The organism is Sphingomonas sp. TREG-RG-20F-R18-01, assembly GCF_022662475.1.
Taxonomy (GTDB): Bacteria; Pseudomonadota; Alphaproteobacteria; order Sphingomonadales; family Sphingomonadaceae; genus Sphingomonas.
In genome coordinates, this window is the sequence record NZ_JAKNQQ010000024.1 from 1 (window position 1) to 22,041 (window position 22,041).

The following is a 22,041-nucleotide window of genomic DNA, read 5'->3' on the forward strand; positions in this document are numbered from 1 at the left end:
GATGGCAGAAATTGGGGAGCCAAAAAGAGGCCGCGAATGACCGCAAGTGGGTCAAATCGCCAATGCTATGTTTAGTAGGCGGGTCGGGGTCGGCCAGCGCTCCAGACGTCGCCGTGCGCATCGATAGCAGCGGCGATTCTACCGGCAATTACCGCTTCGTCGATGAGTGAGGGATGGGCGTGGCAACCGGTGAACGAAAGCCCGTTTACCGGCACATAGTCGACCAGTGTGTCGCCCGAAGCACGCAGCGTCGCCGCGACTTTGGCCGCCTCCGTCTGGATCTCACCTTTCGCCATGTCCGTTGCCCAGATCACGATCAGCGCGTTTGAGTTGCGCGCGCGGAGGCGCTTTATGAAGCGGACATAAGTCGTCTCGAAGTCGGCATGCAGCACGTCACGGGTCGCCCACCTTTCGCCGGGGTTGAGTGGAGTCGTGAAGTCGTTCGTTCCCAGAGCAATGACGATGACCTGTGGCTGCCAGCCGGGCTCGTTCGCCAACGTGCGCTTGTCGAACAGCGTGAAGGGGTAAGCCTCTGGCAGCTTGTCCGCCGCGAAACCATTGTAGTTGCGCACCACGCCACGGCCTGAGATGGCGTTCACCTCGTAGTCGGCACCGTATTTACGTGCGAGGGCGGGGCCGAACGCTTTGGACGTGTCGGTGGTCTGCCAGACCTCGTCCTGCGTGCAATCCGTCTTGGTTGACGTGTTGCCGTAACCAACCGTGTGCGAGTCGCCGATGAATTCGATCGTGCGTGCCGAGGTCGTGAGCGGCATGGCTTTAGTGCCAGCGTCGGCAAAGAAGCCGCCGAACGTCGTCGGCTGCGCTTGGCTCTCGGACGCCACCTCCACTCGCAGTTTATGCCGGCCAGGTGCAAGGCCGGTGACCCGGTACATGCCGGGCTGCGGTTTCACCAGCGTGCTAACCTGGGCGCCGTCAACGAGTATGTTTAGCCTGACCTCGCCCGGTCCAATCCGGAAGAGCGCGGCTCGACCATTGAACGCAGTCTCGAAGTACGAGCCGGGCCATTGCCGCACGAGCGCCCGGGGGTCGCCCGGTGCGGAAGCCATTCTGCCGCCTATATGCTCTGTCAATGGCGGTGGGGAGCCGGCATCGGGAGCGAGCGCGACCGTGACCCCGGGCAGCGCATAAGTAACCAACGCGACTAAGTATGCTATGGTCGACATCGGTTGGAAGGCCTTCGGATAGACTACAGGGCTCCCCAACGGGGGAAGACAAGGCGGCGTTCGGCTGAAGATATACGTTGGGTATCATTCTCAACGACGCTTAGCGCGTCTCGAGCCATAACCGAACTTGGCGGCAGCATCCAAACAATGAACGGGCGTCCGGTTTTTGGGGATCGCCGAGCAAGCACTGAATGTCGCTTATGGGTCATAGTTACAAAAACCCCTCGCCCGCATGCTCGCGGAACCGCTCATGATCTCGAACATATTCCGCTACCATTTCCAAAGATGAATGCCGGCTGTGCTCCTTCATTTTGAATAAATTAGCGTTCTGGCGACCGGCCTCGGTAAGGAACCCGGCGCGGAGAGAGTGGCCTGAGAACAACTCCGGCGAGTAGCCCGCGGCGACCGCAGCCGCCTTTACCACCAACGCCACCCCTTGAGCGCTCATTGCCTTGTCGGTCAGCCGGCCCTGTGGCGTCAGTTTGCGGAATACCGGCCCGCTGGTAATGCCTGTATGCTCGAGCCACGCGCGGTAGTGCCTCACTGGTTCAAGTCTGCGGCCGTCGGGGATCGCGACAGTGTGACCCTTGCCCTCTTGGTCAGTCTTCGATGTGGCGATGCGCACTAGCAGCCCGCGGCTATCTTCGCTCACACGCGCAACAGTGATTGCCACGAGCTCGGAACGGCGAAACGCGCCTGCCATGCCGATCGCAAGGAGAGCGCGGTCGCGGTAGCTGCGCAGATCCTCACCCGTAATTGCGCGCACCATGTCGCGCAGAACGTCGCCGTCGGCAGGACGCTTCTTGCCGGGCAGTTCGCCGCGCTTGTCCTTGCGGATGCCGCGCATCGCGCGCTCTAGGCGTGCCGCGTCTGGCTGCGAGGTCGGCGGCTCGACGTCCGCGGCTCGGTGCGCGAATACGATGGCAGAAAGCCGCCGGCCGATTGTCGCCCGGCCGAGTGGCGTTGGCTCCTTCCGCGGCAACACGGTTCCGCGCTTCGTCCGGCGAAGTTCTTGCGGACTGAATCCGCGTTCGGCCAGCAACGTCAGAAACGCTGCGACGGTCGCCGGTGTCGCGGGAAGCGGGCGATAGCCACTCTCCTGGCACCACGCACAGAACAACCGCCAGTCCGATTTGTAGGCCCTCAGTGTCGCGTCGGCCGACGCGCGGCGGACATAGTCGTCGACGCGCTCGCGATCCTCGGGTGCAAGCTGCGGAAGATAGGGTTCAAGCGACTGAACCCTATCGACGACGACCAGCGCATCAGCAACGATACGATCCAAGTCCACGCGGTCGACACGCGCCGCATCAGCAACATTATCCTCATTGGCCAAATCGACCTCCTACGCTGCGCACTCGACCGATCGGCACCGGCGTGGGTGCGACGGCTCATAACCCTCCAAAACGCTAACCGACCAGCCAATTTGACGCCAGCATGTTATTAGCGGGAATCAGCGTTATCGCTAAATAGGTGACGTGGTAGGTCACGCCGGGCAGGCCTCATCTACCCCGGGTATATTCGCTATCTCGACGTCGATGTACCAGACGCCTTTAAAAGGTCGGTGGTGACAGAATTCTGCCAAGCGGGTTGACCCATTCCGGTCACTCACGCGGCCCTTGCCGCTTCCCAAGAGCAGTCGCTCATTCATATACGCTGACCGACTGCTTTGGTCGCTTCAGCCGGCGCTCCAAACGGCCTGAGTTGGGACATTTCAGTCATTCAGGCCCGGCTCACCGAACGACGGCTTCGCCCAGAAGCGGTCATCCCGGCCGGGCGCATTCCACCTCTGCCAGTGTTGCAGAGTTTGGCGGATGCAATCCCGAAAGTTGCATGAAAGCGTCAGCAACGAGAAATATTTTGAGGGGGTAGCTATCCTCGAGGTCATTACCTTCATGAGCATCGCAGTCTCGACTATCTCAGATCAACCTTTCTTCCGGCTCGTCATCCCACCACTTGGGCCAAACTGTTCTCGCTTAGCGGAATAACGAATTGCAGACCAAAGCGATTGGCCGAAACCCAAAGAACACGAGCTTCTCCCAAGGAAAAATCGCATTCGATCATCACTCGATCTCCCTCACGCGGCGGCTGCTCCGCGTGAGCCTTGGCGCCGGACTTGGAAATGTTGAGAAGATGAATTGAAGACGACGTACCTTTGCGAGCGAAGAAGCCAGGTTTGAAGATTTTATAGCGACGCGCTGCGCGCAAGTCGTTTCGCCCGGTCAAGATGCGCATCCGGCCCTCTATGGGTGTCCGGAATGCAAACGGATCCTGCTCTGAGCTCACGCGAGCTCGGCCATCAGCCGCCATTGGGCCCACCGTTGCCCTTACCGTTGCCGTTGTTGCCTTTGCCATTGCCATTGATTGCGTCTTGCGCGGCTTTAGCAGCAGCATCGGTCGATTTCTGGGCGTCCTTCGCGGCCGCAGCCGCTGCTTTGGCCGCGTCGTCGGCTGCCTTTGCAGCGTCCTTCGCTGCTTGCTCTTGTTGTTTTGCGACGTCGGCAGCGGCTTTTGCCGCAGCCTTCTGCGCAGTCTTCGCCGCGTCATCAGCTTGCTTGGCGGCCTGGTCGGTAGCGGCCTTGGCAGCGTCGTCGGCTGCCTTTGCAGCATCCTTGGCAGCTTTGGCGGCAGCCTGATCGGACGCCGCCTTTGCAGCGTCCTTGGCGGACTTGTCGGAATCCGCCTGCACTGCCGCAGCAGCAGCATTCGCGGCGTCGGCGGCGGCCTTGGCCGCGTCTTTCGCAGCTTTGTCAGATGCTGCCTGTGCTGCGGAGTCACCAGGCGCCTTGGCTGCATCTGCCGCAGCCTTCACCGCGTCTTGCGCCGCTTTATCGGCCGCGGCCTGCGTGGCAATCTTGCCGGCATCCTTGAGAGACTGATCCTGTTGCGCCGCCACGGCAGCGTCGGCCGCTACCTGCGCGTCTTTCGTCGCCTGGGCGGCTGCGGCAGCAGACGCGGCGGCGACGGTGTCGCTCTTGTTCTTGTCAACGACGGCCTGAGCCGTAGCTGCAGCCGCGCGCTGTGCTGCTGCGGCGGCAACCTCCGAAGCCGCATCCGCTGCAGTCGTTGCCTTCGCGGCGACATCCGCCGCTTGAGTTTGGGTAGCCGCGGCAGTGCTAGCTCGGTCGTTCGCACTATTGGCGGCGATCGAATTAGTAGCAACCTCGACCGCCTTGACGGCGGAACTTGCGGACTCGGTTGCGATCCGGGTGGCATCCGCCACGTCGGCAATTGCGAGGGTGCTGCCACTGGTGCCCGAGACGAGCCCGCCTGTCACGGCCGACAGCGAAACGGGCGGTTCATAGACCGCGGCCACGATCGCGACTGACTCGGACACAACGGGAGTGGCTGCCACGGCTAGTGCGTCCGGCGTTGCAACGGTCTTGATCGTAGCGCTCGGCGACTGCGGTTCGACCGTTGGCGCGACGGCGGCGGGCGAAGCGATCACCCGTGCGATGCCGTTGGCCTCGATTCGCATGCGGTAGAGGTCGCCCGACCCGACCATCGCGACCGCGCCCGGCAGCAGCAACTCATGTGCGCCGCCGTCGCCGGTCGCGACATCGACTGCACCTTCGAGCACTTGGACCGAAGCGCCGGACGCCGTCACGCCAACCGAGAAGGTCGTGCCTTTGACGACGGCGGCGAGATACGGTGTCTTCACCTCGAAATGCGGCGTCATCTTCTTCTTGATCATGAAGACGACGTTTCCGAAGTCCTCGACCATCTGGGTAAAGCCGGTGGCCTGCTGTTCCGCCGGGAGACGAAGCCGCGAGTTTGCCGCGACCATCATATATTCGGTTCCGCGGACCAGCACGGCGCGCCCGGCCGGGCCGGTCGAAAGCGCATCGCCCGCCGCAATGCCCAGACCGCGCGTTGCCACCTTGCTCATCCCGGCGTGCGCGATCTGGACCGAGCCGCTAATTTCACTGACAACCCAGCCTGGCTCACCAGCGACCGCTGCCGATGAACAGCTCGCCGCCAGCACCGCGATACACAACTTCCGCATGCAACCCCTCCGAATCCTTCAGGACTGGGTAGCGAGCCCCCCGTGTGCGGGAGGTTCACCAATGCGGTAAATCGTACGTTAGCCATGCCCGAAGCTAACCTTTTGCAAAGGCTTGCACGCTAACTTCGTCCCATTAGTCGGGGATTTCCAATGCGTGTTGTAAAAGGCGTGCTGGCATGCAGCGCTGCAGCTTTGTGTCCGTGGAGTGCCGCCCAAGCACAAGATCATCTCAATCGCGCCGACCCGTCGATCATCGAGCGCAGCTTGCCGCGGCCGGTCGAGGCTGCGCCCGCCGCGTCGGGTCTCGTCACTGCTGCGCCGCTGGCGGCCGAGCCGGAAACGCGTGTACCCCGAGTCGCGAACGCCATCGTCATCGACGGCGCGAGCGAGCTCGCCCGCAGTCGCTTCAGCCAAGCGATCGTCGGCTATATCGGACGCGATCTTGCGGGCGCGGATCTCAAGAATCTTTCGCACGCGGTCGCTGATGTCGCGCGGCAGGCGGGCTATCCGTTCGCAAGCGCATGGGTCGAACCGCAGACGATGGCGGCTGGGCTGTTGCGCGTGCATCTCGACCTCGGAACGCTTTCGGCGGTCCGTGTGATCGGACAGCTTAACCTGCGGGCCGACCGCATCTTGACCCGCACGCTCGTCACCGGCCGGGCGGTGCGGCGCGAGCAACTCGAGCGCGCGATCCTGCTCGTCGGCGATCTCCCCGGGGTCACCGTCAAGGAAAGCCGTTACGTCCGGCAGGACGGATTCGGCATCCTGCTCGTCACCATCGCGGAGGATAGACTAACCGCGTACGCCCAGGTCGATAATCGCGGCAGCAAGGAAGTCGGTCCGATCCGCTCGACGATTGTCGCGAACGCCAGGGGCCTGTTCCAGGCGGATGACGAAGCCAGCGTCATCTTCGCGAACACCCCGATCGACCCCTCCGAATTCATCTTCGTGCGCGGACGCTATACCGCCCCGGTCGATGCGAACGGCGCCACGCTGTCGGTCTCGGCATCCTATGGCCATGCCAAGCCCGGCGCTTCGCTGGCCCCGCTCGACGTGACTGGCGAGAGTTACGACGCGAGCATCTTTTATTCCAAGCCGATCCTGCGCGAACGCGGTCGCAGCCTGTGGGGCACGCTCGAGTTTCGCGGGATCCGAAGCAGCCAGACATTGCTCAGCTTTCCGCTCCGCGACGATCATCTGGCGACGGTGACGGCCTCGCTCAACGGGACGATGCAGGCGGGCTCTGGCGTCCTGCGCGGCGAACTGCATGTGACCGACGGGCTGCCGCTGCCGGGCGTGACGCATGAAGGCGATCCACGCATTTCGCGAAGCGATGGCGACGGGCGGTTCGTCATGCTGAGCTATGCTGCCGAATGGACGGCGCCGCTGTCGGGCCGCGTCAGCGTTGCGCTGGCGTCGGAGGGGCAGATCGCATCGCGTCCGCTGCTCGCCACGATGGAAATCGGCGTCGGTGGCCCCGGCTTTGGCCGAAGCTACGATTATGCCGAACGCACTGGCGACGATGGCATCCTTGCCTCGGGCGAGATCCGCTTCGATCTAGGCCGCGTGATTCCGCATGTCATCGACCGGGTGCAACTCTACGGTTCGCTCGACGGCGGGTATGTGTCCAATCTGCGCGACGGACGCGGCGGCGGGGCATTGGTCTCGACCGCGGCGGGTGTCCGCGTCGGTCGTGGCAAGGTCAGCGGCATGATCGAAGTCGCCGTTCCGTTGAATGCCGATCGCTTCGACACCGGCAATCGCGATCCGCGCGTCTCGTTTCGCCTGTCGCGGGTGTTTTGATGCAGCGCGTCCTCGCGGTCGGTAAAGTCTTCGAACGCCGGAAATCGAGCTGGGCGATTCTCGGCGTGGCGTTGTTGGCAGGCGTGCTGCTCGCGTATCTACCGCTCGGCGCTGCGATCGACCGGGCGATCTCGCCCGCCCGGTTCCAAGTCTTCCCGCGCGTCGCCAGTGGCAAAATCGTAATCGTGGAAATGGACGCGCAAAGCGCCGGCGTCATCAAGCGCTGGCCATGGTCGCGCGCGAACTATGCTGCAGTGGTCGACAATCTGCGACGCGCCGGTGCCGCCTCGATCGCCTTCGACGTAGATTTCTCGTCTGCGTCCGATGCTGTGGGTGACGGTGCCTTTGCGGCGGCGCTAGCGCGGGCGGACGGGCTGGTCATCTTGCCGACATTTGGCCAAAGCGCGAATTCGGCCGATCAGCGGACGATCGACTCCTTGCCGATCCCGCTGTTGCGGCCGCACGTAGCCTTGGCCTCGGTCAGCATCATGCCAGATCGCGACGGGCAGGTTCGGTCAATGCCGTTCGGCACGATCACCGACGGTATCCCGCGGCCATCGCTATCGGCCTATATCGCACAGCGCTCGGGCACTGCATATGACGGCTTCCCGATCGATATGTCGATCGACCCGGCCACCATCCCGCGGCTGAGTTTCGTCGACGTGCGCGACGGTCGGTTCGATCCGGCGCGGGTACGTGGCCGTTCCATTCTCATCGGTGCGACCGCGGTGGAGATGGGTGATCGCTACGGGACGCCGTTATGGGGCGTCATTCCGGGCGTGTTTGTCCAGGCGCTGGCGGCCGAAACGTTGCTGCGCGGAGTTCCCGTCGAGGAAGCGACCCTTCTGCCATTGCTGCTCGCCTTTGCCGCGGCGTTGCTGATTGTCCGAACCAAGGGCTTCACGATTCTCCTCGGCGTTCTCGGAGCGCAGTTGATCCTCACTGTAGCGGTACTCGTGGGGCAATACGGGCTACTCTTCGTCTATCCCCTGGCGCCAGCGCTGGGCATGATCGCGCTTGTCGGTCTAACTTGCGGAATCCGCGAGATCGCCGAGCGATTTCGCCTGCATCGCACGGTCGACGAAGCCACCGGTCTGCCGAACGCTCGATCGCTTATCGCGCAAACACACCAGACCGTTAGCTGCACAGTGGTCGTCACCCAGTTCAACAATTACGACAGCCTGCTCGCGGTGCTCGGCGTACGACTGACGGCCGACGTAGTCGTGCGGCTCGCAGAACGCCTCGCGCTCGTGGCGCTGGACGCGCGCGTCTGTCGAACCGCGGACCGGCACCTGGCCTTCCTGCTTCCGCACGACGGCGCGGCTGAAGACACTCTGGACGGGCTGCGCATGATTTTGCTGCAACCGGTAGAAGTGGCCGGCCGCCGGGTCGACGTCGCGGTGACGCTCGGACTTGCCGCAGGCGGCGTCGACACCGTGGAGCGCCTGTTGGCGAATGCCGCTCTCGCCGCGGAAGGCGCGCTGCAGGGCGACAGCTTCTGGCGGCGCAGCGTCAACGACGACGGCACGTTGGAACGGTCCGTATCGCTTATGGGCGAGCTCGACGCTGCCCTCGCGGCAGATCAAATCGAAGTGTTTTATCAGCCGAAATATAATCTTCGTGAACGTCGGATCACCAGCAGCGAGGCGCTGGTCCGTTGGCGGCACCCCGAGCAGGGCTTCATCGGCCCCGATATTTTCATCCACTTGGCCGAAAAGACCAATCGCATCGCGCCGCTTACTCTTCACGTTCTGCGTCAGGTGGTGCGCGATCTGGCGGACTGGAGGCTGCAGCACGGTTCGCTAACGGCGGCGGTGAACATCTCCGCCAAGCTCTTATCAGATGTCGCCTTCAATTCGGCGGTGGAAAGCATTCTTTCGGGCGCGGACGTCCCCGCCACTGCGCTCATCTTCGAAGTGACGGAGTCGGCCACCATGTCCAATCCGGCAAGCGCGATCGCCGCGCTGAAACGCTATCGCGATCTTGGCGTCGCCGTTTCCATGGACGATTACGGCACGGGTCAATCCACGCTGACCTATTTGAAACAGCTGCCCTTGAGCGAACTGAAGATCGACCGGAGCTTCGTGCAACACGCCCATGTCAATCGCGCCGACGGCGTGCTGGTGCGCTCGACGATCCAATTGGCCCATGACCTCGGGCTGAAGGTCGTGGCGGAAGGTGTCGAGGAGCTTGCGTGCCTGCAATTTCTCGAAACGTGTGGATGTGACCTGATCCAAGGTTATTTCATCAGCCGTCCGCTCCCCGTCACGCAGTTCGTCGGTGTGCTGGATCAGCCTTTTCACACGGCGGCTTGAATATGATCAAATACGATGCCCTTACGCTTCACGGCCGAGAACGCATCGCGTTTGGAGATTGATGGCAGATTCTGTCGTTAGCGGCCGTTTGTGCGATGTCCCGGGAACGGCTTAAAGTGGTCGTTCCCAGACGGGCTGCTTTTTTTCCTGATAGCTCCCGCCCGGCTTCCGAGGGATCCGATCGCCTCCGAAGGGCTTGAGGTGCTGGATTGCCAACACAAAGGGCGGCGCCACCCACGTCAAACGTCTTGCCGTGCAGTTCCCCGCGTCACCAACTTTTCCGGTACGGCACCCGCCGCTTAGCTTCCGCAGGCAGAGGCCTTCAATGATTCATGCCATCCACTAGCGCCTTCAGCTCGACGGTGCGCTTGCGGTCCATTTCAGCAACACACTTGCCGTCCGCTTCGTCCTCCTCGGTGCCACCGCGGTACTCCAGGCCAACGTTCTCACAATGCGCGTTGCGATAGGTGAGCCAGGCGCGTTCAGCGGTGACCAGTGCCATTTGATAAGTTGGGTGGCCGTCGGCCTTGCTGCTTCCGTCTTTCAAGCTGGCATCGCGCTCCTTGTCAGCCAACGCCATCGCTGCCATTGTATAACGATATTGCGCGTTGAGCGCTGTGTCCGCCAACCGACCCATATGTTGATTGTGAGCATCTTCGGCAGTTTGCGCCAGCGCGCCGGTTGACGAAAGTGACAGCAGCAGCGCACCAAATATTTTCATGAGATCGTCTCCATCGTAATGTTCGCGGCGAAAATCAAAAAGTGCTCGACTTCAATTTTCCGTCGGGCCCCAGCTTTCTTGCTGCCTTACATTGTCTGTAGATACTGACATGATTAGCACGCTTAAGATCGATCACGTGTAGGTCTTGACCTTCGCCAACTTGTCTGTAGCCCACGAACATGTGATAACGACGAGCGCTATCACTAGGCTTGAATCAGTTGCGACGCCCAAGGCCTTCGCGACCTTGAGCACGGCAAACGTGAGAAGCCCAACCCAAAGTGGCGAGAGCATCTGTACAATCCGCATGCCGGCCTATCCCATTCGCTATTTCCGGCGTTATAACCGCCTTTGAATGCGTCCGCCATCGGGCGGCTACCGTCCGGCTGCTGCCCGCAGCCCGGACGGCGGTTCTTGTCGGTAGCGGTCGTACAGTTACTCACCGGGGCGCGGTCGGGTCTGGTCGACACCGGCCGGAAGCTCGTGGGACAAACCCGCCGTTTGCAAAATTTCGGCAAACGGCAGGCTCGACCAATAGCTGCCGGTCGCGAGCGTCCCGAAAAGGATCGAGTTTCGGGAAAAGCGGCCTTCAAGAAACTGAGTTCGGTGAGATGGCTATCCGCTCCGGCTGCTGGCGAGCGATGACGGGGACGACCGCCAACTAGCTTGAGGTGTAATGGCTGAGGTCAGCTGTATGCACGGCCGATGCGTCGGCGATCGTGCGGTAATTGTACTCAGCGCAGTCCGCATGTGTCGCGACGCTGAACTTCGTCTGCGATCGTTCCAGTACACCCTTGGATGGCCCGTCCGAACCGATGCCAGCACGATGGATGATCCACTCGATGTCACGCGCCTCGGTCGCCAGATACGCCATCACCGCTTCATTATCCTGGTGCTGGCCAAGGAAGCCACGGGCAAGGGTATGCCGGATTGCCCAGAAGAGCGGCGGAAGATGCCCGCCATGGGGGCGACTAAGGCCTCCGGCCTGGTAGAGGAAGCGCTTCACGCCGTGCCGTCGCATCGACGGCACGAGCCGCTTCACGAACGCCGTGTTGATCTTGGCGTCTTTCTGGAGGTTTTTGTCTCCGAGCATCGAGACGACGAAGTCGATGCCCGCCACCAGCGCGTCGGTGTCGATCACATCCGTGATCGAACCGTGCAGCACCTCAAGGTTCGCAGGTCGCGCCGGCAGCTTCTCCGGCGATCGGACCAGCGCCCGTACCCTGTGACCGTCTGCCAGCGCCTTAGTGACGAAGTGCTTGCCCGTTCCGCCGGTCGCGCCAAGCACCAAGAACGTCGATTGCCGAGCCATTCTGAAATCCTGTTCTGCTTGACGAATGAGTACCGTGCCGGAACGCTCGAATGAGCGCCGCGGTCGATCGTCTCGTCGGCGAGATCGCCGACCTCGATCTTGTAGCCTTGCGCGAGCTCTGGAGGCAGCGCTACGGCGCTGCCCCCTCACTGCGCTCGGTCCCGCTGCTGCGGCGCCTGCTTGCCTGGCGTATCCAGGCAGAAGCTTATGGCGGCCTCGACCATACGACCACCCGTGCACTCGCGCGCAAAGGGCCGCTGCGTGCCGAGGGTCTGGACCTTGGGATCGGAGCGTGTCTTACCCGCGAGTGGCAGGGACGGACTTATAAGGTCGAGGTCGAGGTCGACGGGTACCGCTCCGAAGGCCGCCTTTACCCGAGCCTCTCCGCTGCCGCGACCGCAATCGCAGGCAGCCGCTGGAATGGGCCCCGGTTCTTCGGGCTGCGGGACCAGCGATGAGCAGGCCCGAGCCGAAGCGCTGCGCGATCTATACCCGCAAGAGCTCTGACGAGGGGCTTGATCAGGCTTTCAACAGCCTCGATGCCCAGCGCGAGGCGGGCGAGGCCTACGTAAAGAGCCAGGCGCACGAGGGCTGGAAGCTGCTGTCGACCCGCTACGACGATGGCGGCTTCTCCGGCGGATCGCTGGAACGCCCTGCGCTCCAGCGTCTGCTGGCAGACCTTGATGCCGGACGTATCGATGTCGTGGTGGTCTACAAGATCGACCGGCTGACCCGAAGCCTCGCCGACTTCGCCCGTATCGTCGAGCGGCTCGATGCACGTGGGGCAAGCTTCGTCTCGGTAACGCAGTCGTTCAACACTACGAGCTCGATGGGGCGACTGACGCTCAACGTGTTGCTGTCGTTCGCGCAGTTCGAGCGAGAGGTAACCGGGGAGAGGATCCGCGACAAGATTGCAGCATCTAAAGCCAGAGGCATGTGGATGGGTGGCGTCCCGCCGTTTGGTTATGACTTACCCACTCCAGGCACGCGGACACTACGCGTCAACCCGGTCGAGGCAGCGGTGGTCTGCACGATCTACGAGCGCTATGTAGAGGTTGGCTCGGTGCACCGGCTGGTTCAGCTACTGGCAGCCGAGGGCGTCGTGTCGAAGCGGCACGAGACCGCTCGTGGTCGCGTGTTTGGCGGTGTTGCGTTCGGCCGCGGCGCGCTGCTTCATCTGCTGCGCAATCGCACGTATCTCGGGCAAATCGTCCATAAGGACCGTTGTCACGAAGGCGAGCATGACGCGATCGTACCATTGGCACTGTTCGAGCGCGTGCATCACAAGCTCGAGTCCAGCCGGCGGGGCAGGGGAACCACGCGCCGACCTCGCGTTGCAACGGGCGGTCTCCAGCCGCGGCCCCCATCATGAAGCACATGCCGATATTCCAAGCTAGGCTATGCATTGCGCCGCAAATAGCAGTGCCCACGAAGAATACGGCTGAAAGCAGGATGGTCGCCTTGCGCCCATAGATGTCGGCGAGGAATCCCCCCACCATCGAGCCCACCACAGTTCCGACGAGCGCGAAGAAGGCGACGAGCGACGCCGTCGCTTTCGATACGCCGTACTCGCTGGTCATGCCGGGGATCGCGAACCCGAGTGCGGCGGGCTTCATCACGTCGACCACGAGCGCGATCACGAGGATGGCCATAAGGCCGAAATGGGCTGCGCCAAGCTGCGCATCTTCGGGCGCTGCGACGACGATGGCGGCGGTCGACGTGCGATGCGCGCTCAGGTTGCGAGGCAAAAGGCCATAGGCCGCCACGAAAAGCCCCCCTACGATGAGAACCATGCCCACGACCATCGAACTGGTCATCGGCATGCCGGCCAAATGATAGTGCATCTGTCGTCCCATCGCGAACATCGGCAGGTGCGTGCCTACCCCCGCCGTGACCGCCAGACATCCCAGCACAAAAGCCCAGATCGCCTGCCGGTCCGAGAGCGTGCTCCCCATGGTACTCATCCGATTTCGCCCTTTGCCCCGGTTGGCCTTGCCGCGCGCATGGATGCGTGGAACTCAACGCGTCGAAACAGCAAATCAAGATCTTCCCGGCTCACATCGAAGGTCTCGCCGAGGTCTGTGAGCGCAAGGTCGATGTCTGCGGGATGCGGCATGCCCAATTCGGATGTCGCAAGTTCGTGACCTACGATCGGAATAGGGCGGTGCGGATACGAATGGCCCGAAGCCCTGTGGAACGCGATGCCAGTCAGGATCAGAATAAGCGAGTTGATCCCCACCGGCACAAACGGGAACTCGTAACCGGCGCCCAGCACCGCATGGCCTCCGATCACGGCCGTCAGCGCGGCAGCCCCACCAGGCGGGTGCAGACAGCGGAGCAGCGACATTGCGAGGATCGCCCCGCCCACGGCAACGCCAACCGCCAGATAGGGTATGGGCACGAACCGGGCCGCTGTTACGCCGACCAGCGCCGACACGACGTTACCACCCACTACCGACCAGGGTTGGGCCAATGGACTCGCCGGCACGGCGAAGACCAGCACCGCGGACGCGCCGATTGGGGCCACCAGCAACGGGAGCGGTATCCATCCGTGCAGGGCCACCGCGCTCACCAAGCTCGTCAGCGTAACGCCGATCACCGCGCCGACGCACGCGAGAAGCCGGTCACGCAGGGTCGCACCAGCGAGGATGGGCACAAAAGGCAGCGACAGCTTCATATTTTCAGATCACCTATCTGGACGATCAGGCTTCGATGGGGACGTGGATGACCGGTCTTGCTAGGTTCGGTCGACCTCTGCGCGCTTGCGGGCGCTCCGGACCTTGAGCAGGTCATGGCGCGAGAGGATGCCGAGAACCCGATTGGTGCCCACCTCGACAATGGGAATGCGCCCGACCCCGCTCTCGACCATTAAATCGGCAACTTCGCCGATCGGCGAGTGTAGGTAAGCGATCTGTTGCGACGAGTCGGATAGCGCTTCAGCAAGCGACGTATCCGGCAGTTCACCTTCTACCTGCCAACGCAGAGCATCGGACCTGGACACCATCGCAACCAGTCGTCCACCCTCGTCCACCACGGGATATGTTCGGTGCGTCGCGCCGTCCCCGAAATAGGCCACGGCATCCTTGATCGACATCGCTTCCGACAGAACGGTGGGATCGGGTGTCATCACCTGCTCCGCTTGCAGGAACTCGTGCGGATCGACCGTATATTCCTGGAGAATGTGGCGGCCGCGCCGAGCGATCTTCTCGGTGAGGATCGACCGGCGCATGATCAGGACGCTGATCGCATAGGCTGCGGTCGCAGCGGCGATCGTCGCCGGCAAGGCGTCGAAATGGCCAGTCAGCTCGACCGCGAACAGCGCGCCGGTTAGTGGTGCGCGCATGGCACCACTCATCATTCCCGCCATACCTACCATCGCCCAGAACCCTACCGACCCGGGCAGGAACTGCCCAAGCAGGGCACCCAGGGCGCCGCCCATGATCAGCAAGGGCGCAAGAACGCCGCCCGATGTTCCCGAACCCAGAGCGACTAGCCACACGATCGCCTTCACGACCAGCAGTGCCAAGATGACCCGCACCGCCAATGATCCGTCGAGCAGTGCTTGGATGTTTGAATAGCCCGCGCCAAGGACGCGGGCGTCGATCAGGCCCCCGATCCCGACGACGATACCGCCCAGCGCCGGCCACCACATCCAATGCACGGGCAGCCGGTGGAACGCGTCCTCGACGCGGTAGAGTAGCGCGGATAGCAGAGCCGCCTCTAGCCCGACCAGGACACCCATACCCAGTGCCAGGCCTCCGGTCTGCCACCACGCCTGCACGGGTGCCGCCACGAACGGAAAGAGCGGTGCCGCCCCCAGCAGCATGGGCCGCCAAGCAAATGCCACCAGCGTTCCGATGACCACGGGAACGAAGCTACGGGGCTTCCACTCGAATAGGAGGACCTCGATCGCCAGCAGGATCGCGGCGATCGGCGTACCGAATATGCCGGTCATGCCGGCCGCAGCACCGGCAACCAGCAGGGTCTTCCGCTCGGCCGCGCTCAGATGAAAGCATTGAGCGAAGAGCGATCCGATTGCACCCCCGGTCATGATGATCGGACCTTCCGCTCCGAACGGACCCCCGCTGCCGATCGAAATCGCCGAGGACAATGGCTTGAGGATCGCGACCTTGAGCGACAGACGGCTTTCACCGTAAAGAATGGCCTCGATCGCCTCCGGGATTCCGTGCCCCTTGATCTTTTCCGAGCCGAAGCGCGCCATCAGGCCGATCAGCAGACTACCGATGACCGGTATCGCGACGACCGCCAGGCCAACATACGCGGTCACGATTTCAGCGGGTGCGGCCGATATCCTGCCGAACCAGAAGAGGTTGGTGGCGAGCGCGATGAGCTTCAGAAGAACCCAGGCTCCGAACGCAGCGCCTGTGCCGACGACGACAGCCGCTCCGGCGAGCATGATCATGCGCCAGTCGGCGCTATGATCGGCAAGCCGCTTGGGTTTCGGAATATTGATTGTGGAAGCCGTCATGCACACTCGCCGGTTCAGGTACGGCAAACGCCTATATCGTGACACGATATACTTCAACGCTTAGGATGTAATTGATGATCGATCGGGATGAGCTGACTGACGCCGACTATGCTGCGCTCGCGGATTTTCGGTATGCGCTTCGGCAGTTTCTGGCGTTCAGCGAACGCGGCGCGGCAAGCTGCGGTCTGACGCCTCAGCAACACCAGGCGCTGCTCGCCATCCGGGGGGCTGCGCACGCGAACGTCAGCGTCGGCTACGTCGCCGAGCGTCTGGCCTTGAAGCCGCATAGCGCGACCGGGCTGGTAGATCGTCTGGAGACGCTTGGCCTGGTCACACGTCGGCCATCCCCCGACGACGGCCGACAGGCCTTGCTCGCACTGACGCAGAAGGCTCAAACGCTCTTGCGGGAGCTATCGGAGACGCATCGCAAAGAGATCGTGCGACTTCGGCCCATGCTGACTGAACTGCTCGCACGCGTGGATTAATCCAATTTGCAAATCGCTCCAGTTGTGACATGTATCGCAATGCGATATATATTGCGCATCAAGGAGTCGGCGAGATGCAGTTGATTCTCATGGTGGTTGAAGCGATCGGCCTGGTCGTAGGTAGCCTTGCGGCAGCGGTGCTGCTTTGCTGGTTTCTCTGGTACGCGTTCCGGCTCGTGCTGCATCCGGAATGGGGCGTATCGGTTGTTCTGATGCTGCTTTTGCTCGCCTTCGCGGGAGAGCTCCCGAAAAGCCCATTTCTGGATATGACATTGACGTTCGCAGTGGTCGCCGCGGTGCCCCTTTGGTTCGCGGGGCACTCTTGGCGCAAGGAAAGCCCACAGCACTTGGTCAAGCCGCCGGAGCAAGGCGTCGCGCCTTCACCCAGCAAGGCGACCGCACCGACAGAAACCGTGCTTTCGCCTCGATTATACCCCGCGATCACGGCCTGCATCTGTGAAGAGCGCTCGCCAACGCGCGAGGAAATCTATGTCGTCGCTTCGCGGCTTTGGCGAGAAGGGTTTGCGCAACGCTTTGGCTCGCAGACTATGCCAGCGAGTTTCGCTGCGCGACGAATGCTGGTGCGGGCCGCTACCGCAGCCCTGAGTGGCCGGGATGTAGAAAGTACGCCTATGCAGGGTGCTGTAAGGCTCTGAATAGCTTCGACCGCATCGTCAGCTTCTGTCAAATCCGGACGTTCGCGCCATCACCGATGAACGACGACACTTGGTCGACGCCCGCCTATGGCATTGCCGTCGCGAGGACCCAGAACCAGTCACTCACGCCTTCATCGTCGCTTTCTGAATCCAGACGCTGGTTCAGTCACTCGCTGGCCTGTAAGGACGCCTGCAACTCGGGTCTTCTCGCACCTGATCCACCGACCGCAAGGAACGCTCCGCAGCTCCTGCGCGTAACGTGAGGTGACAGTGCGGCGTCGGACCTAACAACCCACAATCCCGCTGCCAAAGGGAGAGACGATGTTGAGGTTCCTTGATGGCGGCGGAGACATGGGCGCGGCCATTCGTGCTTTCGACTGGACGCGGACGGGGCTGGGCGCTCCGGCAACCTGGTCGACATCGCTCAAGGCGCTGACCGGCGTGCTTCTCGACGCAAAACAGCCCATGTTCATCGTGTGGGGCTCTGAGCAGCTCCTCCTCTACAACGACGGCTATGTCGCGGTGCTGGCAGGCAAACATCCCCAAGCCCTGGGCCGACCGTTCCTCGACGTCTGGGCAGAGATCCGCCCCGACCTGCTCCCCATCGTGCAGCAAGCCTATGCCGGGACGGCGGTGCACATGGACGACATCACTCTGGTGATGGAGCGTCGCGGCTTTCGCGAAGAAACCCATTTCGCCTTCTCGTACACCCCGATCCGGGGCGACGACGGCAACGTCGAGGGCTTCTTCTGCGCCTGCACCGAGATCACCGACCAGGTCTTTGCCGACCGACGTTCGGCGGCAGAGCGCGAAGGGCTCTTCAAGCTCTCGCGTGACCTGTTCACGGTGGCGAGCTTCGATGGCTTCCTCAAATCTGTGAACCCGGCGTGGTCACGCCTCCTCGGCCGCTCGGACGAAGAGTTGCTTGGGCAACCCTTTGCCGAGATCGTCCACCCCGACGATCTTGCCGCCACGGCGGATGTCGTGGCGCAGCTGAGCAGCGGCCAGCCGGTTCACCAATTCTATGTGCGCCTGCTGAAGGCGGATGGAGAGGCGGTCCAGTTCGCCTGGTCGGCGGTCCCCGACGAGACGCCCGGCTCAAACACCTTCTACTCGGTCGGTCGAGACATCTCGGAAGAGCTTCGCCGCGAAGAAATGCTTCGGCAGAGTCAGAAAATGGAAGCAGTCGGGCAGCTGACGGGCGGTCTGGCGCACGACTTCAACAACCTGCTCGCGGGTATATCCGGCTCGTTGGAACTCATAACCATGCGGCTGGCTCAGGGCCGCGTCGCTGAAGTGGAAAAGTACGCCACCGCAGCGCAAGGGGCCGCCAGCCGGGCGGCAGCGTTGACCCACCGCCTGCTCGCCTTCTCACGACGGCAGACGCTGGCGCCCAAGCCAACCGACGTGAAGCAGCTGGTGAGCGGCATGGCAGACCTGATCGGGCGGACGATCGGGCCAGATATCGAACTGGAAACGGTGAACGCCGGAGGCCTGTGGCCGAGTCTGATCGACCCCAGTCAGCTCGAAAACGCCATTCTCAATCTCTGCATCAACGCGCGAGACGCGATGCCTGACGGCGGCAAAATCACGATCGAGAGCGGCAACCGCTGGTTTGATCAGCGCACCGCCAAAGAGCGCGGCGTAGAGCCCGGTCAGTACGTCTCGCTCTGCGTGTCAGACACAGGCACGGGCATGCCTCCTGAGGTAATAGCAAAGGCGTTCGATCCGTTCTTCACTACAAAGCCGATCGGAGTCGGTACGGGTCTCGGCCTGTCAATGATCTATGGCTTTGCCCAGCAGTCGGGTGGCGCTGTGAGCATCTATTCCGAGCTCGATCAAGGGTCGATTGTCTGCATCTACTTGCCCCGGTATCGCGGCGAGGCGGAGGAAGACGAGCTTTTGGAGCCATCGGCTGCGCCGCGCGGAGACGGTGAAACGGTGCTCATCGTTGATGACGAGCCGACTGTGCGGATGCTGGTCAGCGAAGTCCTGTCTGACCTTGGCTACAATGCGCTGGAGGCGGAGGATGGTGCCGCCGGGCTGAAGATACTCAATTCCGGCACCCGCATCGACCTGCTTGTGACCGACGTAGGGCTTCCTGGTGGGCTGAACGGCCGGCAAGTGGCCGATGCGGCCCGTGCCTCCCATCCGGGTCTGAAGGTGCTTTTCATCACCGGATATGCGGAGAATGCCGTGCTCAGCCACGGCCATCTCGATCCGGGCATGCACGTCATGACCAAGCCCTTTGCAATGGACGCCCTTGCGACGCGGATCCGGGAGTTGATCGAGGCCTGAGCCGCCTCTGAACTCCTCAGGCACGGCTGGGCATTCGTCGCGCGTATTTGCCAAAAAGGTTTGAGACCCCTAAGCTCGCCAGATGCGAAGCATCTCGACTTGAGCAACTTCGGCGCTGACCGGCACAATTGGAGCGCGGAGCACCTGCGCCGTGCCGTAATCGCGGCGGGCGTGGCGCTGTGGGCTTGGAACGTGGATTCCGACGCCTTCGAGATGGACGAACAAGGCTTTGCGCTCTGGGGCATGCCCGTGAAACCGCAGGTCACCTTTGAGGAGCTGTCGGCGCACATCCATCCTGCCGATCGGGATCGCGTCCGTGCAGCGTTCACGGCGACGCGCGGTGTGATGGGCCCTTATGAAACCGACTTTCGCATCATGGTCGGCGACGAGGTCCGTTGGGTAGCGGCGCGTGGTCAGGGCGAGGACGCGGGCATCGTCGCAAGGACGATGTTTGGCGTGTTCCTGGACGTCACCTGGCGCAAGCAGGCCGAGGAAGGGCATGAACTCCTGGCGGGAGAGATGAGCCACCGCGTCGAGAACCTGCTCGCCATTGCGTCCGCGCTCACCAACGCCGCGTCACGATCGGCTGCCTCCACCGAGGAGATGGCCGAGGATCTGGTGGCGCGACTGTCGGCGCTCGGCCGCGCGCACGATCTCGTTCGCCCGCTTCCGGGTGACCAAGGCAACACGGCGTTGCTCGGCGATCTCTTGTCGGTGCTGCTCGCTCCCTACGATGACCTCGGCGCCTTCAAGGGCCGGGTGCGTGTTGCGGTTGAGCGTATGGGTGTCGGCGCGGGGGCGGCGACGTCGCTGGCGCTGATCATGCACGAGCTTGCAACCAACTCTGTCAAATATGGAGCACTCTCCGCGGCAACAGGCACGCTGGACATATCGAGCACCACGCGCGGTGACGAGATCACTCTAGTTTGGCTCGAGCGCGGCGGACCGCAAGTCAAGGAGCCCAAGGGTCTCGCCGGGTTCGGCAGCAAGCTCGTCCAGCGCAGCGTCTCCGGCCAGCTTGGTGGCTCGATCAGCTACGAATAGTCGGGCGAGGGGCTGATCGCGACGCTACAAATCAAGAGAGCACGGCTAATTGGCTGACGATTGCGTCTGACGAGGCGTGCGCGAGATTAAAGCGGTGCGCTACATGGCGCAGTAGAGGCACTGGGCTGTTTAGCACGCGGCCGCGACGACCCAGATGCTTCCCCGCGGCGCCTATCGAGTGATGTACCGCTATGCTGGCGCAGGCATCCACTGCAATGGCAGTGCAACCCTTCGACTGGCCTCGGGAGGCGATCGACCTTTGATCCGGTCGATCGTAGCTAACCACGGTTGCTGAGTCAGCGGACCAATCTCCTCGGCTTCGGAGTGACTGGTTGGCCCACTGCCGCACGTTCGTGGCGCCTTCCGGTTTCCCAGCTTTGGCCATTTGTTCAGGCTCGCAGGTCGTATCAATCCCGGACGAGCCGTAGCTTCGTTTGCCGTCCGCTACCGAACGGATTTATCCGGCTTAAGACTTGTCCGCCTGCTCGTGGATGCCTTCAACAACCACGCCAACGTGGAGGTCGTCGCCCGTCGGTTTGCCAAGAGCCTCCGTTGCCTCTTGGCCGTCCATTGAGACGTCGAGCTGGCCAGTCACGCCGATTGCGTCGAGCGCCGACTGAATAACAGCCGCTACGTCCTTGGCGTTTGCCATGTTCTGTCTCTTATGACTGGCGGAACCGAGAGTCGCTCCGCCGTGTAGGCCAGGGCGTAGCAGAGATAATGAGCCTTGGCGATGATAGCTGCGAGCGAAGAAATGCTATGGGTCGTGCGGGCTATCGGTCGTGGAGCTCGAGGTTCTTTGACGATTTCACAAACTGCGGGTTTGGGGCGCAACCTAATTCTTAGCCACCTGTTCGACCCGGATGGAAAATTCAACCGATCCTTATGCGCTCGTCGTCGACGATGACCCCCTCATCCTGATGGACGCGTGCGCGTGCCTGGAAGATGTAGGATTCCGCTTCTACGAAGCCGGCTCGGGCGACGAAGCAAAAGAAGTTCTGGGTCGGTTTGCCGAGAACGTGACCCTGCTCTTCTCCGATGTCGAAATGCCTGGTGGGACGAACGGCTTCGCTTTGGCACGATATGTGGCGGAGCAATGGCCTTGGATCGAGATCGTCATTGCCAGTGGACGGATCACACCGGCGGCCGGTGAGATGCCAAACAAGGCGACCTTCATCCGGAAGCCGTTCAATCATCAGATGGTACACAATCATCTTCGCGAGAAATTGCCTGACGGCAAGAAACCAGATCCTTTAAAAAAGGCCGCTTAGCTGAGATCTTAGCCGGATTTACAAGCCAGCCGATCTGCGGTGTCAACCGATAGGAAAATGCGCGGAGAGCCAGCGCAATACAGCCGTTTGAAGGCCTATGCGGCAGTCGGAGTAGCTATGGTCTGTGTTGAAGTGCCGTATCTGAACACCATTGCCCATGTGCCGAAGGGTGTGGGCGAGAGCATCGCTGTCAGCTGCGAAGCCATCATCCGACGTCGTCACAAAGACCGGTTGGATCCGCCGGTGACAAAGCAGGCCATCGGAACGCCGGCGCGGTGCTGAGCGTGGCGGAGTAAAATCCGGCCGTTGGTAAGGCTGCTTCTTTTGGGAGCGGCCGGGGATGTTTGCCGTGGAGAGCTATGCCGCCGTTCGGCGTTTCGTGTTCGTGGAGGGTCACAGCCGTCGTGAGGCGGCGCGGGTGTTCGGGCTGAACCGAGAGACGGTGGCCAAGATGTGCCGGTTC

Annotated in this window: 18 protein-coding genes and 1 pseudogene; 9 read left to right on the forward strand and 10 right to left on the reverse strand. The window is 62.3% G+C overall.

What is annotated here, in order from left to right:
* Positions 1 to 71: 71 nt before the first annotated feature.
* From L8K25_RS21835 to L8K25_RS21850, 4 genes are all read right to left on the reverse strand, one after another.
* On the reverse strand, positions 72 to 1,067 hold the full coding sequence (locus L8K25_RS21835; protein ID WP_242141137.1) for an SGNH/GDSL hydrolase family protein: 996 nt from the start codon (positions 1,065 to 1,067) through the stop codon (positions 72 to 74).
* A 328-nt stretch (positions 1,068 to 1,395) separates the two neighbouring features.
* A complete protein-coding gene (locus L8K25_RS21840; RefSeq protein ID WP_242141138.1) occupies positions 1,396 to 2,517 on the reverse strand; it encodes a tyrosine-type recombinase/integrase in 1,122 nt (373 codons plus the stop codon).
* Positions 2,518 to 3,125: 608 nt separating this feature from the next.
* The gene (locus tag L8K25_RS21845) at positions 3,126 to 3,416 is read right to left on the reverse strand and encodes a PilZ domain-containing protein (protein ID WP_242141139.1); all 291 of its coding nucleotides are present in this window, start codon (positions 3,414 to 3,416) and stop codon (positions 3,126 to 3,128) included.
* A gap of 64 nt (positions 3,417 to 3,480) precedes the next feature.
* Complete coding sequence (locus L8K25_RS21850; protein WP_242141140.1) at positions 3,481 to 5,187, reverse strand: FecR family protein; 1,707 nt, start codon at positions 5,185 to 5,187, stop codon at positions 3,481 to 3,483.
* A 150-nt stretch (positions 5,188 to 5,337) separates the two neighbouring features.
* On the opposite strand from L8K25_RS21850, the gene L8K25_RS21855 reads away from it, so the two are divergent.
* Positions 5,338 to 6,990, forward strand: a complete 1,653-nt coding sequence (locus L8K25_RS21855) for a ShlB/FhaC/HecB family hemolysin secretion/activation protein (protein WP_242141141.1) — start codon at positions 5,338 to 5,340, stop codon at positions 6,988 to 6,990.
* Between the two features lie 83 nt (positions 6,991 to 7,073).
* Positions 7,074 to 9,305: an EAL domain-containing protein gene (locus L8K25_RS21860; RefSeq protein ID WP_242141154.1), complete on the forward strand. Its 2,232-nt coding sequence runs from the start codon at positions 7,074 to 7,076 to the stop codon at positions 9,303 to 9,305.
* A 322-nt stretch (positions 9,306 to 9,627) separates the two neighbouring features.
* Here L8K25_RS21860 and L8K25_RS21865 read toward each other — a convergent pair whose 3' ends face one another.
* Both L8K25_RS21865 and L8K25_RS21870 read right to left on the reverse strand, forming a co-directional pair.
* Entirely contained in the window at positions 9,628 to 10,026 is a 399-nt protein-coding gene (locus L8K25_RS21865; protein WP_242141142.1) for a lysozyme inhibitor LprI family protein, read from the reverse strand.
* A 658-nt stretch (positions 10,027 to 10,684) separates the two neighbouring features.
* Positions 10,685 to 11,335: an NAD(P)H-binding protein gene (locus L8K25_RS21870; protein WP_242141143.1), complete on the reverse strand. Its 651-nt coding sequence runs from the start codon at positions 11,333 to 11,335 to the stop codon at positions 10,685 to 10,687.
* A 50-nt stretch (positions 11,336 to 11,385) separates the two neighbouring features.
* Here L8K25_RS21870 and L8K25_RS21875 point away from each other — a divergent pair, with 50 nt between their 5' ends.
* Positions 11,386 to 11,793, forward strand: coding sequence for a DUF2924 domain-containing protein (locus tag L8K25_RS21875; RefSeq protein WP_242141144.1), 408 nt, complete (start codon positions 11,386 to 11,388; stop codon positions 11,791 to 11,793).
* On the forward strand, positions 11,790 to 12,707 hold the full coding sequence (locus L8K25_RS21880) for a recombinase family protein (RefSeq protein WP_242141145.1): 918 nt from the start codon (positions 11,790 to 11,792) through the stop codon (positions 12,705 to 12,707). The genes L8K25_RS21875 and L8K25_RS21880 overlap by 4 nt, the downstream gene beginning before the upstream one ends.
* Positions 12,708 to 12,744: 37 nt before the next feature.
* On the opposite strand, the pseudogene L8K25_RS22850 reads toward L8K25_RS21880, so the two are convergent.
* The 3 genes and pseudogenes from L8K25_RS22850 to L8K25_RS21895 all read right to left on the reverse strand — a co-directional run.
* Positions 12,745 to 13,299, reverse strand: a pseudogene (locus L8K25_RS22850) (MFS transporter); the annotation flags it as partial.
* The gene (locus tag L8K25_RS21890) at positions 13,296 to 14,012 is read right to left on the reverse strand and encodes an HPP family protein (protein WP_242141146.1); all 717 of its coding nucleotides are present in this window, start codon (positions 14,010 to 14,012) and stop codon (positions 13,296 to 13,298) included. The gene L8K25_RS21890 and the pseudogene L8K25_RS22850, both read right to left, overlap by 4 nt.
* Positions 14,013 to 14,072: 60 nt before the next feature.
* The gene (locus tag L8K25_RS21895; RefSeq protein ID WP_242141147.1) at positions 14,073 to 15,824 is read right to left on the reverse strand and encodes a chloride channel protein; all 1,752 of its coding nucleotides are present in this window, start codon (positions 15,822 to 15,824) and stop codon (positions 14,073 to 14,075) included.
* A 74-nt stretch (positions 15,825 to 15,898) separates the two neighbouring features.
* On the opposite strand from L8K25_RS21895, the gene L8K25_RS21900 reads away from it, so the two are divergent.
* The 4 genes from L8K25_RS21900 (at position 15,899) to L8K25_RS21915 (ending at position 20,307) form a co-directional block, all read left to right on the forward strand.
* Complete coding sequence (locus L8K25_RS21900; RefSeq protein WP_242141148.1) at positions 15,899 to 16,309, forward strand: MarR family transcriptional regulator; 411 nt, start codon at positions 15,899 to 15,901, stop codon at positions 16,307 to 16,309.
* 74 nt (positions 16,310 to 16,383) lie between these two features.
* A complete protein-coding gene (locus L8K25_RS21905; protein WP_242141149.1) occupies positions 16,384 to 16,965 on the forward strand; it encodes a hypothetical protein in 582 nt (193 codons plus the stop codon).
* Positions 16,966 to 17,286: 321 nt separating this feature from the next.
* Positions 17,287 to 19,263, forward strand: coding sequence for a PAS domain-containing sensor histidine kinase (locus tag L8K25_RS21910; RefSeq protein WP_242141150.1), 1,977 nt, complete (start codon positions 17,287 to 17,289; stop codon positions 19,261 to 19,263).
* A gap of 99 nt (positions 19,264 to 19,362) precedes the next feature.
* Positions 19,363 to 20,307 carry a sensor histidine kinase gene (locus L8K25_RS21915; RefSeq protein ID WP_242141151.1) on the forward strand — a complete coding sequence of 315 codons (945 nt, stop codon included), beginning with the start codon at positions 19,363 to 19,365 and terminating at the stop codon, positions 20,305 to 20,307.
* A gap of 466 nt (positions 20,308 to 20,773) precedes the next feature.
* Here the strand turns inward: L8K25_RS21915 and L8K25_RS21920 are convergent, their stop codons facing one another.
* Positions 20,774 to 20,959: a hypothetical protein gene (locus tag L8K25_RS21920; RefSeq protein ID WP_242141152.1), complete on the reverse strand. Its 186-nt coding sequence runs from the start codon at positions 20,957 to 20,959 to the stop codon at positions 20,774 to 20,776.
* 211 nt (positions 20,960 to 21,170) lie between these two features.
* On the opposite strand from L8K25_RS21920, the gene L8K25_RS21925 reads away from it, so the two are divergent.
* Positions 21,171 to 21,578, forward strand: coding sequence for a response regulator (locus tag L8K25_RS21925; RefSeq protein ID WP_242141153.1), 408 nt, complete (start codon positions 21,171 to 21,173; stop codon positions 21,576 to 21,578).
* Positions 21,579 to 22,041: the final 463 nt, after the last annotated feature.